The following is a 16,287-nucleotide window of genomic DNA, read 5'->3' as shown; positions in this document are numbered from 1 at the left end:
GTTTCAGAGCGAGTTATAATATAGGCCACCGGTCCGTGTAGACACCCTTGGAGGCAACGCGGATGAGGATGGGGAAACCCGCCTCCGGTTTGACGGAACAAGGCATTTGCCCGCCGACGAACTCTCCAAATAACCTCGAAAGGAATAGCCATGAGCCAGGAAACTTACGAGCTCAAGGCCGAGGCGCGCGAACGGGTTGGTAAGGGGTCCGCCCGTGAACTTCGCCGCAACGGTTTGATTCCCGCTGTCATCTATGGTGACAAGCAGGCCCCCATTGCCATCGCTCTCAACACCAATGAGGTGACGAAGCGCATTCATGCCGGTGGTTTCATGACCACCGTGGCGACGATCGAAGTCGACGGCAAGAAGTACAAGGTTCTGCCGAAGGACTACCAGCTCGATCCGGTCCGCGACTTTACGATGCATGTCGATTTCCTGCGCGTCTCAGGCAACACCCAGGTGACCGTCGCAATCCCGGTTCACTTCATCAACGAAGATAAGTCCCAGGGCCTCAAGGTCGGGGGCGTGCTGAACATCGTTCGTCACGAAGTCGAAGTCCATTGCCCGGCCGATGCGATCCCGGAATTCTTCAACATTGACCTCAGCGGCAAGAAGATCGGCGACAGCATCCATATTTCGGAAGTCACCCTTCCGAAGGGCGTCACCACCGTCATCGACCGTGACTTCACGATCGCGACCATCATCGCTCCGGCTGCCGGCATCGACGAGAGCGCCGCGGAAGGCGAAGCCGAAGCCTGATCGCTTCGACCATTTGTAAAGCATACGGCCCGCTTTCCCGTGAACTGGGAAAGCGGGCTTTTCTTTGCCCGGCAAGCTCCCGTTTCAGCAACATTTAACGTATTCGTGAAAGCATGCTTCGTCAGCTGCGAAGAAGCCCGCCTAAGCGCGCGACAGCAGGTAGGGTCGGCCTGGGGGAGTAGACGGAACCATGAACAATTCCGTTGAGAACAGATTTTTTGGAATTGTTTGCGGAGCGCTGCTCGTTTTTGTCGCTCCCCTCTTTGTTCTCTTCCTTTTTCTTTCCTCGGAACGGGCCGACAAGGAAATACGCGATCATATTTCCGTTCTTCTTGTCGCCAATGCTCAGGCGCTGGCAAAGCCGCTCTGGGATCTCGACGAGGAGAGCGTCACCCAGATCAGCGCGACGGTGGTTTCCCAGGGCGCTATCGTCAAGGTCGAGGTGCGTGACCAGTCGGGCCAGCTCGACATCAGTCAGTCCACCATTCCGCGCTCCTTCGACGGCAAGCTCGTCCAGGTGTCGCGCGCCATTATCTACAACACCGTCGACGGCCCGAAGCATCTCGGCAGCATCAGTGTCTACTATCCCGCGCTCGGCTTGTTTTCCGGCCTGAAGCAGGAAGAGGTCGTCTTCATCTCGATCTTCATCTTCGCCGTGCTGACCGTTTTCGGCACGGCGCTGATCGGCAACCGGTTCTTCGTCATTCAGCCGCTGATGCGGCTGACGGCGGCAATCGAGGCCACTCGTCAACTCGGCTCACGCCACCATGTCGACTGGCAGTCGAACGACGAGATGGGACGGCTTGCCCGCAGCTTCAACGAGATGCAGACCAAGCTCGAAAGCGAGGAAAAGGAGCTGAAGGTCGCCCACCGCCGCGCCACCGACATCTATAATCTGACACCCGCCATGCTCTTTTCGCTCGACGAGGAAGATCGCATCACCGCCGTCAGTGATTACTGGCTGCTGGCCACGGGTTATAACCGCGCCGCCGTCATCGGCCGCAACTTCGCCGATCTCGTCACATCGACCACCCGCGACAAATTCGTCAAGCGCCGTCGGGCCGAAAGCGGCATGACCGTCACCGTCAAGTTCGTCTGCCTGGATGGCCGCACCATGGACGTCCTCATCATGGAATCGGAGGCGGAAGCCGGCGCTCAGGACCGCCTCTCGCTGTCGGTCATGACCGATGTGACCGAGCTCAAGGCCTCCGAGGACCGCAACCACCGCCAGGCGATCACCGATCACCTGACCGGGCTGCTCAATCGCCAGGGCTTCGAAGCCGTCCTCGACAACAAGATCGCCGCCGCCGATGCGGCCGGCCAGGAACTGGCCTGCCTCTTCGTCGATCTCGATCGCTTCAAGTGGATCAACGACAATATGGGCCACGCTGCCGGCGACGTGGCGCTGGTCGAGCTCGTCGAACGCCTCAAGGCCTACCTTGCCCCCTCCGATGAGGCTGCCCGTCTCGGCGGCGACGAATTTGCCATCCTGCTGCCGGCGAAAGATGCCGAAAAACGCGCCAGGATAATGTGCGAGCAGATCGCTTCGATCTTCGAAACGCCGTTCGCCCCCGACATGCATCTGAGTGCTTCCGTCGGCATCGCCATCTATCCGCACCATGCCGCAACCGCGGCCGAACTGCTGCAGAAGTCCGACCTGGCGATGTATGCCAAGAAACGCGACGGCAAGAATGGCGCGCAGCTTTTCGACAACGCCATGCTCGACCGTGCCCGCAGCCGCGCCGAGATCGAGGCCAATATCGAAGCCGGTCTCGTCGACAACTGGTTCGAGGCCTTCCTGCAGCCGATCGTCAGTCTGAACGGTCGCGGTATATCAGGTTTCGAAGCACTGATGCGCCTCAACCATCCGCAGAAAGGCTTGATGCCGCCGGCCGAGATCATCAGCGTCGCCGAAGAGACGGCAAAGATCGTCCGCGTCGGCAACGTTATCATGGAAAAGGCGGTCGCCAACCTAGCGAAGATTTCCCGCATATCAGGCATGCAGGACACTTATCTCGCCATCAACTTCTCGCCGCTGCAGTTCGAGCCGGCACTGCCTGCCCGTCTTGCCGCCATTGTCGGTCGCCATGGCATCCGTCCCGAGCGTATCGTCGTCGAGATTACCGAAGCCGTGCTGATGCACGACAACCCTGAGATTCGCATGATCGTCACCGAGCTTCGCCGCTTCGGCTGCCGTATCGCGCTCGATGATTTCGGCACCGGCTATTCGTCGCTGAGCTACCTCAACCGCTTCCCTGTCGACATCATCAAGATCGACCAGTCCTTCACCCGCGCAATCAATGACGGCGACGACGACGTGCGCCAGAAGAGCCGCATGCTGATCGAAGGCATTACCACGCTCTCGCACAAGATGAACTGCACCGTCATCGCCGAGGGCATCGAGACCGAAGAGGAATGCCGCACGCTCCACCAGATGGGGCTCGATTATGGCCAGGGCTACCTCTTCCATCGCCCGCAGCACGCAGCCGTCCTCATCGAGGAACTGACGGCCTCGCAATCGGCCGTCGCACGAGCTTCTTGAACGAAGGATAAGGGAGATGATTATGATGAAAAAGCTCCTGCTTCTTGCATGCCTGGCGCTGCCCTGCACCGCCCATGCGCAAACCGTGACCTTCACCACCGAGGACTACGCGCCCTTCAATTATCGCGAAGGCAAGGAGATCAAGGGCGCGACCGTCGAGCAGGTCGAAAAGGTGATGGCCGCGATCGGCGTCGACTACACGATCGAGATCATGCCCTGGGCGCGCGCTTTCGGCCTTGCCCGCACGGCACCGATGACCTGCGTCTTCGCGACCGCCCACAACGGCGCACGCGACCCGTTGTTCAAATGGATCGAACCGCTGCTCATCGATCGCAACATCCTGATCACCCGCAAGGGTTCCGGCGTTACAGCTGGCAGTCTGGACGAAGCGAAGAAATATACGATCGGCACGCAGCGCGAGGACTATACCGAGACGATCCTGAAGGAGAAGGGTTTCACCAAGCTCGATGTCGCCAGCGACTTCAACGCGACGCTGCGCAAGTTGCTGGGCGGCCGCATCGACATGATGCCGATCTCCGAACTCTATTTCGAAAAGCTGAAGGCCGATCAGCCGCTGGAAATGGTGACCGTGCTCTCCGCCCAGCCGATGAGCATCGCCTGCGAGAAGAGTTTTCCGGACGATTTGCGCGCCAGGATGCAGGCGGCCCTCGACAAGCTGATCGCCGATGGCGTCCAGAAGCAAATCTTCCTGAAATACGGCATGAACCTGTCGGAATGACACCGACGGATGCTGCCCTTTCGACTTGACTTTAGGTTCATTTCCAGATGGTGAACGGCGGGAAGTTCTAGCGAGGGAAGACAGACCATGCTGATCATCGCGGGTCTCGGCAATCCCGGCGGCAAATACGCCGGCAACCGCCACAATATCGGCTTCATGGCCGTCGACGCTATTCATCGGCGCCATAGCTTTTCGCCCTGGTCCAAGAAATTCAGGGCCGAGATCGCCGAGGGTGAACTCGGCGGCGAGAAGGTGCTGCTGATCAAGCCGCAGACCTTCATGAACCTCTCTGGCGAGTCCGTCGGCGAGGCGATGCGCTTCTACAAGCTCCAGCCCGCCAATCTTGTCGCGATCTACGACGAACTCGATCTGCCCCAGGGCAAGGCGCGGCTGAAGACCGGCGGCGGCCATGGCGGCCATAACGGCATCAAGTCGCTGGACGCCCATTGCGGCAAGGAATACCGGCGGCTGCGGCTCGGTATCGGCCATCCCGGCATCAAGGAAATGGTGCAGAATCATGTGCTCGGCGATTTCGCCAAGGCCGACAAGGCCTGGGTGGAGCCGCTTCTCGATACGCTTGCCGACAATGCCGATATGCTGGTGCGAAACGAGGATTCGCAGCTGATGAACAAGATCGCGCTGGCGCTCGGCGGCAAGGCCGAGGAGGAGAAGCCGCGGAAGGACAACAAAAATACCGAAAAAAAGCCGGCCGGCCAGTCGCACATACACCAGGCCCGCAATCACAATCAGCCAAAGGTGCTGGCCACCGGCCCGATGGCCGATATTCTAAAGAAGATGTTCGGTAACAAGGGAGACTGAGGCGGTGCCGGATCAGAATTTCGCCATCCGTCCCGCCGCATCAGGCGATCTTCCCGGGCTGACCACCCTGTACCGGCATTTGAACCCGACGGATCCGGCTCTCGACGAAACCAGGGCCGAAGAGCGGTTCTCCGCCATCCTCGCCCAGCCCGGCATGACCGTATTCATCGGCTTTTCCGGCGATCTCGCCGCAGCAACCGCTACCCTGATCGTCGTGCCGAACCTGACGCGGAACGGCGCCTCCTATGCGCTGATTGAGAACGTCGTCACCCACGCCGACCACCGTCAGCGCGGTTATGCCGGCGCCATCATCGGCCATGCGGTGGCCGAGGCCTGGAAGACCGGCTGCTACAAGGTGATGCTGCTCACCGGCTCAAAGAACCCGGCGACCCTGCGCTTCTACGAGAATTGCGGCTTCGTCAGCGACAAGACCGGCTATCAGATCCGCCGGCCCTGAGCCGCGCTACGCGTGTCTGCACAACATCATTCCTCGGGCTCGGTGGTGAACATCAGCGGAAAGCCCATCTCCTTGGCAAGGTCGATGCCTTCCTTGGCCTTGGTCTCGGCAATATCTCTGGCACAGACCACGACCACGCAGGAACCAAGCTTGTGCGCCGTCATCATCACCCGATAGCCGGTCTCCTCGCTCATGCGGAAGACGGCCTTCAGGATCACGATGACGAATTCGCGCGGCGTGTAATCGTCGTTGACGAGAATGACCTTGTAGAGCTTCGGCTTGTCCAGCTTCGGCTTCACCTTGGTCTTCGGTTTCAGGACAACGTCATTGTCACTCATCGGAAAATCCAGCCGTTGATGACATGAAAAGGCGGAAGAAACATCCGCCAACAATATATTGCACCGTAAGCACGGCAGTTCAATGACGTTGATCTCACTGGGCCGACAGCAGGAGTGATCTTTCGCCCGCCTTCCATCGAAGATCGCGACTATCTTCCGGGCGAACTTGCGGCCTTCAATCACCATCCTAATCTCGCTACCTTTTCAATTCATGCCGCAAACCCTTGACCCAAGCCGGCCATTCCCGCATAGGCAGGGCAAAGTTACCAATAGATATGGATCAAGCCATGGGCTTCAAATGCGGCATCGTCGGTCTGCCGAACGTCGGCAAATCGACCCTCTTCAACGCGCTCACCAAGACGGCGGCCGCACAGGCGGCGAACTACCCCTTCTGCACGATCGAGCCGAATACCGGCGAAGTCGCCGTGCCCGATCCGCGCATGCGCAAGCTTGCCGACATCGCCAAGTCGAAGGAACTGATCCCGACCCGCATCTCCTTCGTCGACATCGCCGGCCTGGTGCGCGGCGCCTCGAAGGGTGAAGGCCTCGGCAACCAGTTTCTCGCCAATATCCGCGAAGTCGATGCCATCGTCCATGTGCTGCGCTGCTTCGAAGACAGCGACATCACCCATGTCGAAGGCCGCATCAACCCTGTCGCCGATGCCGAGACGATCGAGACCGAGTTGATGCTCGCCGACCTCGAAAGCCTCGAGCGCCGCACCGAGCAGACGCGCAAGCGCGCCACCAGCAAGGACAAGGATTCCATGGCGATGCTGCCGATCATGGAAGCGTCGCTGAAGCTGCTCAACGAAGGCAAGCCGGTGCGCACGCTGCTGTCGACGCTCGATGCCGAGGAAATCGTCATCCTCAAGGGCCTCAATCTCCTGACCTCGCATCCGGTGCTCTATGTCTGCAACGTCGCCGAGGCCGAGGCTTCGACCGGCAATGAATTCACCGAGGCCGTCGCTGTCATGGCGAGGGAACAGGGTGCCGAAACCGTCGTCATCTCAGCGGCGATCGAGGCCGAGGTTGCTCAGCTTCCCGAGGATGAGGCCAAGGAATTCCTCTCCGCCCTCGACCTTGATGAGGCCGGCCTCGACCGGCTGATTCGCGCCGGTTACAAGCTGCTCCACCTCATCACCTATTTCACCGTCGGTCCGAAGGAAACGCGCGCCTGGACGATCGAGCGCGGCACCAAGGCGCCGCAAGCTGCCGGCGTCATCCATTCGGATTTCGAGCGCGGCTTCATCCGCGCCAACACCATCGCCTATGACGACTACATCAAATTCAACGGCGAAGTCGGCGCCAAGGATGCCGGCAAGGCGCGTGACGAAGGCAAGGAATACGTCGTCCAGGACGGCGACGTCATCCACTTCCGCTTCAACACCTAAGAAATAACGGGCTGCCGCCTCAACCGGGCGGCAGTCTCTCTGAAATCGCGCTCGGCAGCGCCCGCAACACCAGCCGCCGAAGCGGCATCCATCCCGTTCCAATGATGAGCACGATCGAGCCGACGACAATCAGCGTCGTGAAGATGTAGGTGTCGACGGTCGCGCTTCCGTGCCGGAAGACGCTGAAGATCGCAACGCCGAGCGACAGCAGCCCCGAGGTGACGAAGGCGCGGCGGTCGATAATGAGACCGATCAGCATCAGCGCCGCCACGGTCGCGACGACCACGGGCGTCCGGGCCGATACGTTCGCCAAATCGAAGATACGGCCACCTTCCCCCAGAGACAGCAAGGAAACAGTGCTGTAAAGCAGCGCCGGCGCCGCGCCGAGATGCAGCCAGAAAGCGATATCCGAGCGCGTCGTGCGGCGCAGCCGGTCGCCGAGATCGAAATAGAGCGCCGTCGCGAAGAGGCCGAGTGCGCAAACGAGGGAGACTGCCGCCAGCACGGCAAGATGATCGACGAAAAAGGCAGGATTGCCGCTGAGCCATTGCACCAAGCGCAAAAGCAGGGTGAGTACCAAGGCCAGCGTCGACATGATGGAAAGCGCCAGCGACAGGGGCACGCGATAGCGGGCATAGTAGATGCCGAGAAGGATCGGGAAGCCGGCGACAAACTGCGTCAGCTCAGCCCCGATTTGGGAAGTCCACGGCGTGAAGACGCGGGACATCAGCAAGAACGTCCAGCAGAACAGCGCAATCGTCAGGCTGACGGCCGGCAAAGCCAGCCGCTGGCGGCGCACCAGGATTTCCGAAAGCACGATGATGGCAGGCGGCACGGCATAAAGCGGCGCAAGGCCCCAGAGGCCGACAAGCGCCACGATCACGCCGATGGTGATCAGCACGTCGTGGAACCCTCGCACGAAACGCGGCGTCTCCGTATCCGACCAGGCCTGCTCCTCGGCCGCCATCGCCGGCTGCCCAGCGGCAACGGCCACGCCGCGCTCGATGAGGAACGGCAGAAGCCGCCCGCCCGCCTCCGGCGAAATCAGCTCCCGGCGCACCGCCTCGTCGAGGATCGACCTTAGTTCAGTCATACCGGTTTATCTCCCCGGAATCATTGAGCCCATGCGGATGCTGTTGTAAGCACTAGAGCATCATGCCGAAAAGTGTAAGCGGTTTTCGGACGACATCCTGCTCTAACTCTTTAATGTAGAACAGGATTCAGATTTTAGGCCGACCGGCCTAAAAACATCCTGTTCTAGGCTGCATATGGCGGAGGAGCGAATGTCGGCAGAAAAGCTTTCCCTTGAGGATTTCCAGCCTGGCCGCCGCTTCACCCTCGGCCCGAAGCTGGTGCTGGCTGAGGAAATCATCGAGTTTGCCCGGGAATTCGACCCGCAGCCGATGCATCTCGACGAGGCCGCCGGCCGCGCCAGCATTCTCGGCGGGCTCGCCGCCTCCGGCTGGCATACGTCCTCGATGCTGATGCGCATGATGGCCGACAGCTATATTCTGAACGCCCTCTGCGAGGGTGCGCCGGGCATCGATCTGATGGAATGGCGAAAGCCGGTGCTGGCAGGCGATACGCTGCAGGGCCACTCGACCGTGCTCGGAGCCAGGCCGATGCGCTCGCGCCCCGGCATTGGAATAGCCAGATTCCGCCACGAGGTGGAAAACCAGCGCGGCGAACTCGTTTGTCTCTCGGAGAATTCGGTCATGATCCGCATGCGGGCGGAGGCATCGGCATGAGAATGTCCGAGCTTTACGCCGTCGGCGAAAAGGCCGAGATCGGCAGCTACACCTTTACCGAGGAAAACATCGTCCGCTTTGCCAGACGCTACGATCCGCAGCGTTTCCACGTCGACAAGGAAGCCGCCAAAGAGACCCTCTTCGGCGGACTTTGCGCCTCGGGCTGGCATACCACCGCCGCCTGGATGCGGACCTTCCTTGCCTTCTGGAAAAGCCAGAGTATCGCGCTTGCGCAAAAGGGTCTGACGGCGCCGAACCTCGGCCCCTCGCCCGGCTTCCAGAAACTGCAATGGCTGCGGCCGATTTTCCCGGGTGACGTCGTGACCTATTCGGTCGCCTTGCTCTCGAGCCGGCCGCTTGCGTCGCGGCCGGGCTGGCACGTCAACACCATTCTCTGCGAGGGCGTCAACCAGAACGGCGATGCCGTCATGCGCTTCGAAAGCGGCGTCTTGGAATTCGACTGACGACGCTGGCGGAATGCCGGTCAGTGGCCAGAGAATTCGACCAGCGTGTGCACGACGACGCCGAGCTCTTCCAGCTTCCTGCGACCGCCGAGATCCGGCAGATCGATGACGAAGCAGGCGCCGACTACCTCAGCGCCGATCTGGCGCAGCAGCTTGGTCGCACCGACGGCCGTACCGCCGGTGGCGATCAGGTCATCGACCAGGATCACCTTCTCGCCGGGCTGCACCGCATCGCGATGCATCTCCATCTCGTCGACGCCATATTCCAGGCTATAGGCGATACGCACGGTCTCATGCGGCAGCTTGCCCTTCTTGCGGATCGGCACGAAGCCGGAGGAAAGCTGGTGCGCCACCGCACCGCCGAGAATGAAGCCGCGTGCTTCCATGCCGGCGATCTTGTCGATCTTCGTGCCGGCATAGGGCTGCACGAGTTCATCGACCGCCCGGCGGAACGCGCGGGGGTTGCCGAGCAACGTGGTGATGTCGCGGAAGATGATGCCGGGCTTGGGATAGTCGGGGATGGAGCGGATGCTGGCTGCGAGCTCCGAAAGCGTATTGTTCATGGAAAGTCCATATTCTGCGAGGGCATGAAACGGCCCGCACCCTAGATCATGAAGCCGAAAAGTGTAAGCGGTTTTCCGAAGGGATTGCCGGCCGGAGTCGACGCAAAGCGGCAGGCAACAAAAAAGGCGGCTCGCAAGCCGCCTTTCGAATTCAGACAAGGAACGCTCAATGTTCCTTGTTGGCGTAGACCGAGCGCTTCGTCAGATAGATCAGCACAGTGAAGATCGCCAGGAAGACCATGACCATGAAGCCGGTGCGCTTGCGCTCCTCCAGATGCGGCTCGGCAGCCCACATCAGGAAGGCGGTGACGTCCCTGGCATACTGGTCCACGGTCGCGGGCGCGCCGTCGTCATAGGTCACCTGACCATCGGAAAGCGGCTTCGGCATGGCGAGCACGTCAGCGGCGTTGAAATACGGATTGTAATGCGCGCCTTGCGCTATCTTGGTGCCGGCTGGCGGTTCTTCATAGCCGGTCAGGAGCGAATAGATATAGTCCGGGCCGCCTTCCTGATACTGCGTGAACATGTCGAAAACGAACTGCGGAAAGCCGCGCGTGACGCCGCGGGCCTTGGCGATCAGCGAAAAATCGGGAGGAGCGGCGCCATTGTTGGAAGCAGCCGCGGCTTCGGCATTGGGGAAAGGCGACGGGAAGTAGTCGGAAGGAACCGCCTTGCGGGTAAACATCTCGCCGCTGGCGTCGGGACCGTCCTGCACCTCGTAATTCGCGGCGAAGGCCTTTACCTGCCCCTCGGAATAGCCGAGTTCGTCGAGCGTGCGGAAAGGCACGAGCTTCATCGAATGGCAGGCTGCACAGACTTCCGTGTAGACCTTGAGGCCGCGCTGGAGCTGGCCTTTATCGTAATGGCCGAAGGGACCGGCGAAAGTCCATTCCTGCTGCTTCGGATGCTTCAGGGGATAATGCGGTGTCTCGCCTTCCGCGTGATGGGCCGGAGCCGCACCGGCCGGGCCTGGCTCTTCGGCCAGAGCCGCGCCGCTGAGACCGGCAACGAAAGCGAGCGAGAGAATGCTTGCAACAAGCGTTTTCATGTTTCTGTTCCCTTCCGTCTCGCGCTTACGCATTGGCCGCTGCACTGGCGGCAGCTGTCTTGTTGCGCTTCTCGAGCACCGCTTCGGTGATCGAGTTCGGGATGCGGCGCGGCGTCTCGACGAGGCCGAGCACCGGCATGGCAACCAGGAAGAAGGCGAAGTAGAGGAGCGTGCAGATCTGCGAGATGATGACGAAGCTCCCTTCCGCCGGCTGAGAGCCGAGCCAGCCGAGGATGATCGCGTTGATCACGAACAGCCAATAGAACAGCTTGTACCAGGGACGGTAGACCGCCGAGCGAACCTTGGACGTATCGAGCCAGGGCAGGAAGAACAGCACGATGATGGCGCCGAACATCACGAGCACGCCGCCGAGCTTGGAGTCGATCGGGCCGATGTTGAAGGTGATCGAACGCAGCATCGCGTAGAACGGCAGGAAGTACCATTCCGGAACGATGTGGGCCGGCGTCTTCAACGGGTCGGCCGGAATGTAGTTGTCGGCATGGCCGAGGAAGTTCGGCATGTAGAAGACGAAATAGGCATAGACCAGCAGGAAGACCGAGACGCCGAGCGCATCCTTCATCGTCGCATAGGGCGTGAAGCGCACCGTGTCCGTCTTCGTCTTGACCTCGACGCCCGTCGGGTTCGTCTGACCGGTGACGTGCAATGCCCAGATGTGCAGGACGACGACGCCGGCGATCATGAAGGGCAGCAGGTAGTGCAGCGAGAAGAAGCGGTTGAGCGTCGGCTGTTCGACGGCAAAGCCGCCGAGCAGGAACTGCTGGAGCGATTCGCCGATCATCGGGAAGGCCGAGAAGAAGCCGGTGATGACGGTCGCGCCCCAGAAGGACATCTGGCCCCAGGGCAGGACGTAGCCCATGAAGCCGGTCGCCATCATCAGCAGGTAGATGACGACGCCGAGGATCCAAAGGATTTCGCGCGGAGCCTTGTAGGAACCATAATAGAGACCGCGGGCGATGTGCAGGTAGACGGCGACGAAGAAGAATGATGCGCCGTTGGCGTGCATGTAGCGCAGCAGCCAGCCGTGATTGACATCGCGCATGATCTTTTCAACGGAGTTGAAGGCGATCGTCGTGTCGGCGGCGTAATGCATGGCGAGCACGATGCCCGTCAGGATCTGCACGACCAGCATGACGGAGAGCATGGCGCCGAAAGTATAGGCATAGTTCAGGTTTCTCGGAACCGGATATGCTACGAAGCTGTCATAGACCATGCGCGGCAGCGGAAGGCGCGCATCGACCCATTTCTCGAAGCCGGTTGATGGTTCGTAGCTGGAATGGCCACTCATGAATCAGTCTCCCCTCAACCGATCTTGATTTTGGTATCGGACACAAATGAAAAGGTCGGGATCGCCAGATTCTGAGGCGCGGGACCCTTCCGAATGCGGCCGGCCGTGTCGTAGACCGAGCCATGGCAGGGACAGAACCAACCATTGTATTCGCCGGCCTGGCCGAGCGGGACGCAGCCGAGATGGGTGCAGGTGCCAATCATGACGATCCAGTTTTCCTTGCCTTGGCCGCCCGAGCGGTCGACGCCCGTTGCCTGAGCGTCGGCAGGAAGGTTTGCATTGCGGGCCACCGGATCCTTGAGATCCGACATCGGGACATCGGCCGCGGCCTTGACTTCCTCAGGCGTGCGGTTGCGGATGAAGATCGGCTTGCCGCGCCATTTCACCGTCAGCGACATGCCGGGCTCGAGGCTCGTGACATCGACTTCGATGGAGGCCAGCGCCAGCGTCGACGCATCCGGGCGCATCTGGTCGATGAACGGCCAGGCAACCGCGACGGCGCCGACAGCGCCCGCCATACCAGTGGTGAGATAAAGGAAATCACGGCGAGTAGGCTCTGTCGAAGCCTCGCTTGTCGTTACGTGTTCGCTCACGGCCTAACCATCCTCTGCGCAATTATTGCGGAATTCCGCCCTGCCCCCTCTGCCGGCGAATCGATCTAGACACAATTCGGCCATAGATTCCCCGGCAATCCGGCGCGTTCTAAGCTTGATCGCAAATTATGTCCAGCCTTGGCAAGGGGACGGGGGCACAATGTCGCGGGAATTTCCGATGAATTTTTTAAGGCAAACACGAGCTTGCCATTATGCTGCATTGCAACAAAAACCCCACCGTGATAGGCGCAGGCGCAACCAAGCCAGCGAGCCGGACCGAAGCGGATGAGAGACACGATTTATTGCGTATTCAGCGTTCTCACGACCCTTGTACTTGCCATCGTCTCGCTGCGCTACGTCAAGGATTTCTATCTGCTTTCCTTCTTTTACAGCTTCCAGGTCCATCTGGCCGTGGCAGCAGCAGCGGCGTCCATCGCAGCCTTTATCGTCAAACGGCACTGGTATGCGTTGCTGACGCTTGGCGTATCTGTGGTCCTTGCCGTCCATGGTGTCATGATGATGCGCGAATTCGTCGAGCCCGCCGTCGAAGAAAATCGCCCGGCCCTCTTCAAGCTGATGTCCTTCAATATCGAGAACGATAATTTCGCCAACGGCCCGGCAATTGCCGACATGGCCATCGCCTCCGGCGCCGATGTCGTCAACATCCTCGAGGCCGAACCGCTGCTGTCGGAACTGCCGCGGCTCCTGAAGACATATCCCTATTACATCGGCTGCGGCGTCGGCATGCGGGAATGCGATACCCTGGTTCTGTCGAAGCGCCCGCTGATCGAGCCCCGCATCCGCAATCTCGGCCTGCTCTGGCGCAACCGACTGACGATCTCGACGATCGATTTTTACGGTCAAAAGATCAATTTCCTCGCCGCGCATTTGACCAAACCTTATTATGACGAATTCCACGGCCTTGAGATCGAAGATCTCGCCGAGATTATCCCCACCCTGCCGGGACCGCTTGTCCTCGCCGGTGATTTCAATACCTCCATCCTGGCGCCCGACGTGCAGTGGCTCATGCGCAGCCAGGGCCTGGGCACGGTAGCATTGGAGCCGGCGACATGGCCGATTGCTGCCGGCGCCTTCGGAATTCCGATCGATCACGTCTTCAGCAAAGCGCCGCTGCGGCTGAAATCGGTGAGCCGCATCAAAGACGGCTTCGGTTCAAATCATTTTGGCCTCATGGCGGAATTCGCCGTCGACCCTTGAGACCGCATCCTCGTCCGCCGCGAGGAAACCGCCGGACTGGCGCGCCCAGAGCTCGGCATAGAGCCCGCCGCGGCGAAGCAGCTGATCGTGGGTGCCCTCCTCGATGATGCGGCCGAGATCGACAACGATCAGCCGGTCGAGCGCAGCAATCGTCGACAGCCGATGAGCGATCGCAAGCACGGTCTTGCCTTCCATGATCCGATGGAGATTGGACTGAATCGCTTCCTCCACTTCCGAATCGAGCGCCGAGGTCGCTTCGTCGAGGACAAGGATCGGAGCGTCCTTCAGCATGACGCGGGCAATGGCGATGCGTTGCCGCTGGCCGCCTGACAGTTTCACACCGCGTTCGCCGACATGCGCATCGAAACCGCTGCGCCCCTGCTGATCCTGCAGGCGCTCGATGAAGTCGATGGCTTCGGCGCGCGTGGCTGCCTCGACCAAGCGCTCCTCACCGGCATCCGGCCGTCCGAACAGGATATTGTCGCGCACCGAACGATGCAGCAGCGACGTGTCCTGGCTGACGACGCCGATCTGCATCCTGAGCGATTCCTGCGTCACGGCCGCAATATCCTGGCCGTCGATGAGAATGCGGCCGTCCTGAATGTCATAGAGGCGCAGCAGCAGGTTCATCAGCGTCGACTTGCCCGCGCCGGAACGGCCGACGATCCCGACCTTTTCGCCCGGGTGTATTGTCAGGGAGAAATTCTCGACGACCGGCAGGTGACCTTTGCCGTAGCGGAAGGAAACATTGTCGAAGCGGATGCCGGGCTGCCGGATCATCAGGCTCTTCGCATCCGGCCGATCGACGAGCCCCAGAGGCTGGGAGATCAGCTCGGCGGCGTTCTGGATGGTGCCGAGATTGCGCATGATGCCGTTGAACTGGGTCATCAGCCGCCCCAACAGGAAATTCAGCCTGAGCACCAGCGCCAGCGAGAATGCCACGGCACCCGAGCTGACCAGGCCGCGCAGCCAGAGATCGACGCTCAGCCCCGCCATCGTCACGATCATCAGGCCGGAGAGCAGCGCCATGGAGGCCCGGACACCGGTAATGAAGCGGGTGAAGCGCAGCACCGTATCCTGATAGATATCGAAGCCCTGCCGCATGTAGCGGTCGCTCTCCTCGGCGCGCGCAAACAGCTTCAGCGTCTGCATGTTGCTGTAGGAATCGACCATCCGGCCGTTCAGCATCGATCCGGCCTCCGCCGTTTCGCGGGAATGATGGCGGATCCTGGGAACGAAGTGGCGGGCAAGCAGGCTGAAGGCGCAAAGCCAGAACAGCACGACGGCGGCCAGGGAAAAGTCCAGCCGGGCGACGAGCACGAGCGTCGTCACGGCATAAATTCCGACGAACCAGACGCTTTCCATCAGCGAGGTGACGAGATCCCCGGCCGCCTGCCCGGCCGACCAGACCTTGGTAACGATGCGCCCGGAGAAATCGCTCTGGAAGAACGATAAAGACTGCCGGGAGACATGGAGATAGGATTGCCAACGTGCTAGATTGTAAAAACCCGGCGTGATCACCTGCTGATCGACGAGCGCGATCAGGAAAGCGACGACGAAACGTACGAGGCCGATGAGAGCGAGCATGCCGAACAGCTCGCCGCCATGGGCTGCCAGAAGACCGCTCCAGCCGGCGCCGGGTGTGATACTGCCGAGGATATCGACCAGCCGGCCGACGAACCAGAAAAGTGCCGCCTCGATTGCCGCCGATGTGCCGCCGAGAACGAGCATGGCGACGAAGGGCATCTTCGCCTGGCCGATATAGAACCGGATGAATCCGAGCGTCGAGCCCGGCGGCTGAAGATTGGCGCGCGGACGGAACGGATCGATCCAGGTTTCAAACAGGCGAAGAATGGGGCGCAGGAACATGGAAGCGATATAGGCGGATTGGCGGAAGCGGCAAAGAGAAGGAAATGCCGACCAACCTTATATTTTTGTAATGATCGATAACATCGGCGGCATCGCTATTGATTGCTCCCGAACCGGTCACAATCTGACACTATGATCACGGCTCACCGGAGAGAGGCCCATGGAAACGAAAATGCTCGACGCGCATATTCCGCTTCCGCTCGCGGAAAGGCTTGACGCCCTGGCCATCGACCTGGCGCTGCCGCGCGACGAGATCGTCACCGAGGCCCTTGCCGCCTGGCTCGACCAGGAAGACCGCCGCCGCATCGTGGCGCTGCGCACGATCGCCGCAGCCAACACCATCGTGGTCGTTGGACATGACCGGGTGATCGATTGGGCAGACAGCCTTTGAACGCACGTGGGCGGTCAGGCGATAATCCCGCCTCCCCATCAA

Annotated in this window: 17 protein-coding genes; 10 read left to right on the top strand and 7 right to left on the bottom strand. The window is 60.6% G+C overall.

The window, feature by feature from the left end:
* Positions 1-150: 150 nt before the first annotated feature.
* The 5 genes from FFM81_RS06025 (at position 151) to FFM81_RS06005 (ending at position 5,316) form a co-directional block, all read left to right on the top strand.
* Positions 151-759, top strand: coding sequence for a 50S ribosomal protein L25/general stress protein Ctc (locus FFM81_RS06025; protein ID WP_138384975.1), 609 nt, complete (start codon positions 151-153; stop codon positions 757-759).
* 190 nt (positions 760-949) lie between these two features.
* Positions 950-3,301, top strand: a complete 2,352-nt coding sequence (locus tag FFM81_RS06020; RefSeq protein ID WP_138384974.1) for an EAL domain-containing protein — start codon at positions 950-952, stop codon at positions 3,299-3,301.
* A 25-nt stretch (positions 3,302-3,326) separates the two neighbouring features.
* Complete coding sequence (locus tag FFM81_RS06015; RefSeq protein WP_138385016.1) at positions 3,327-4,040, top strand: substrate-binding periplasmic protein; 714 nt, start codon at positions 3,327-3,329, stop codon at positions 4,038-4,040.
* 87 nt (positions 4,041-4,127) lie between these two features.
* Positions 4,128-4,859, top strand: a complete 732-nt coding sequence (gene pth, locus FFM81_RS06010; RefSeq protein WP_138384973.1) for an aminoacyl-tRNA hydrolase — start codon at positions 4,128-4,130, stop codon at positions 4,857-4,859.
* A 4-nt stretch (positions 4,860-4,863) separates the two neighbouring features.
* Positions 4,864-5,316: a GNAT family N-acetyltransferase gene (locus tag FFM81_RS06005; protein ID WP_138384972.1), complete on the top strand. Its 453-nt coding sequence runs from the start codon at positions 4,864-4,866 to the stop codon at positions 5,314-5,316.
* Between the two features lie 26 nt (positions 5,317-5,342).
* On the opposite strand, the gene clpS is transcribed toward FFM81_RS06005, so the two are convergent.
* Positions 5,343-5,654: an ATP-dependent Clp protease adapter ClpS gene (gene clpS, locus FFM81_RS06000; RefSeq protein ID WP_138384971.1), complete on the bottom strand. Its 312-nt coding sequence runs from the start codon at positions 5,652-5,654 to the stop codon at positions 5,343-5,345.
* A gap of 287 nt (positions 5,655-5,941) precedes the next feature.
* On the opposite strand from clpS, the gene ychF reads away from it, so the two are divergent.
* The gene (gene ychF, locus FFM81_RS05995; protein ID WP_138384970.1) at positions 5,942-7,045 is read left to right on the top strand and encodes a redox-regulated ATPase YchF; all 1,104 of its coding nucleotides are present in this window, start codon (positions 5,942-5,944) and stop codon (positions 7,043-7,045) included.
* Positions 7,046-7,064: 19 nt separating this feature from the next.
* On the opposite strand, the gene FFM81_RS05990 is transcribed toward ychF, so the two are convergent.
* Entirely contained in the window at positions 7,065-8,138 is a 1,074-nt protein-coding gene (locus FFM81_RS05990; RefSeq protein WP_138384969.1) for a hypothetical protein, read from the bottom strand.
* A gap of 190 nt (positions 8,139-8,328) precedes the next feature.
* Between FFM81_RS05990 and FFM81_RS05985 the strand changes: the two genes are divergently transcribed.
* Positions 8,329-8,793: a MaoC family dehydratase gene (locus tag FFM81_RS05985; RefSeq protein WP_138384968.1), complete on the top strand. Its 465-nt coding sequence runs from the start codon at positions 8,329-8,331 to the stop codon at positions 8,791-8,793.
* The gene (locus FFM81_RS05980) at positions 8,790-9,257 is read left to right on the top strand and encodes a MaoC family dehydratase (RefSeq protein WP_138384967.1); all 468 of its coding nucleotides are present in this window, start codon (positions 8,790-8,792) and stop codon (positions 9,255-9,257) included. The genes FFM81_RS05985 and FFM81_RS05980 overlap by 4 nt, the downstream gene beginning before the upstream one ends.
* Positions 9,258-9,277: 20 nt before the next feature.
* On the opposite strand, the gene FFM81_RS05975 is transcribed toward FFM81_RS05980, so the two are convergent.
* The 4 genes from FFM81_RS05975 to petA form a co-directional block, all read right to left on the bottom strand.
* The gene (locus FFM81_RS05975; protein WP_138384966.1) at positions 9,278-9,820 is read right to left on the bottom strand and encodes an adenine phosphoribosyltransferase; all 543 of its coding nucleotides are present in this window, start codon (positions 9,818-9,820) and stop codon (positions 9,278-9,280) included.
* A gap of 166 nt (positions 9,821-9,986) precedes the next feature.
* Entirely contained in the window at positions 9,987-10,868 is an 882-nt protein-coding gene (locus tag FFM81_RS05970; protein ID WP_138384965.1) for a cytochrome c1, read from the bottom strand.
* 25 nt (positions 10,869-10,893) lie between these two features.
* A complete protein-coding gene (locus FFM81_RS05965) occupies positions 10,894-12,174 on the bottom strand; it encodes a cytochrome b (protein WP_138384964.1) in 1,281 nt (426 codons plus the stop codon).
* 14 nt (positions 12,175-12,188) lie between these two features.
* A complete protein-coding gene (gene petA, locus FFM81_RS05960; RefSeq protein ID WP_138384963.1) occupies positions 12,189-12,767 on the bottom strand; it encodes a ubiquinol-cytochrome c reductase iron-sulfur subunit in 579 nt (192 codons plus the stop codon).
* A gap of 285 nt (positions 12,768-13,052) precedes the next feature.
* Between petA and FFM81_RS05955 the strand changes: the two genes are divergently transcribed.
* The gene (locus FFM81_RS05955; RefSeq protein ID WP_138384962.1) at positions 13,053-13,985 is read left to right on the top strand and encodes an endonuclease/exonuclease/phosphatase family protein; all 933 of its coding nucleotides are present in this window, start codon (positions 13,053-13,055) and stop codon (positions 13,983-13,985) included.
* Here FFM81_RS05955 and FFM81_RS05950 read toward each other — a convergent pair.
* On the bottom strand, positions 13,941-15,854 hold the full coding sequence (locus tag FFM81_RS05950) for an ABC transporter ATP-binding protein (RefSeq protein ID WP_003565528.1): 1,914 nt from the start codon (positions 15,852-15,854) through the stop codon (positions 13,941-13,943). The two genes, FFM81_RS05955 and FFM81_RS05950, sit on opposite strands and share 45 nt — an antisense overlap.
* Positions 15,855-16,014: 160 nt before the next feature.
* Here FFM81_RS05950 and FFM81_RS05945 point away from each other — a divergent pair, with 160 nt between their 5' ends.
* Positions 16,015-16,245, top strand: a complete 231-nt coding sequence (locus tag FFM81_RS05945) for a ribbon-helix-helix protein, CopG family (RefSeq protein WP_003565529.1) — start codon at positions 16,015-16,017, stop codon at positions 16,243-16,245.
* The last annotated feature ends 42 nt before the right edge of the window (positions 16,246-16,287 follow it).

This window comes from Rhizobium hidalgonense (genome assembly GCF_005862185.2).
Classification (GTDB): domain Bacteria; phylum Pseudomonadota; class Alphaproteobacteria; order Rhizobiales; family Rhizobiaceae; genus Rhizobium; species Rhizobium hidalgonense.
The sequence above is the reverse complement of the archived record's forward strand: the minus strand, read 5'-3'. Positions and strand labels throughout refer to the sequence as shown.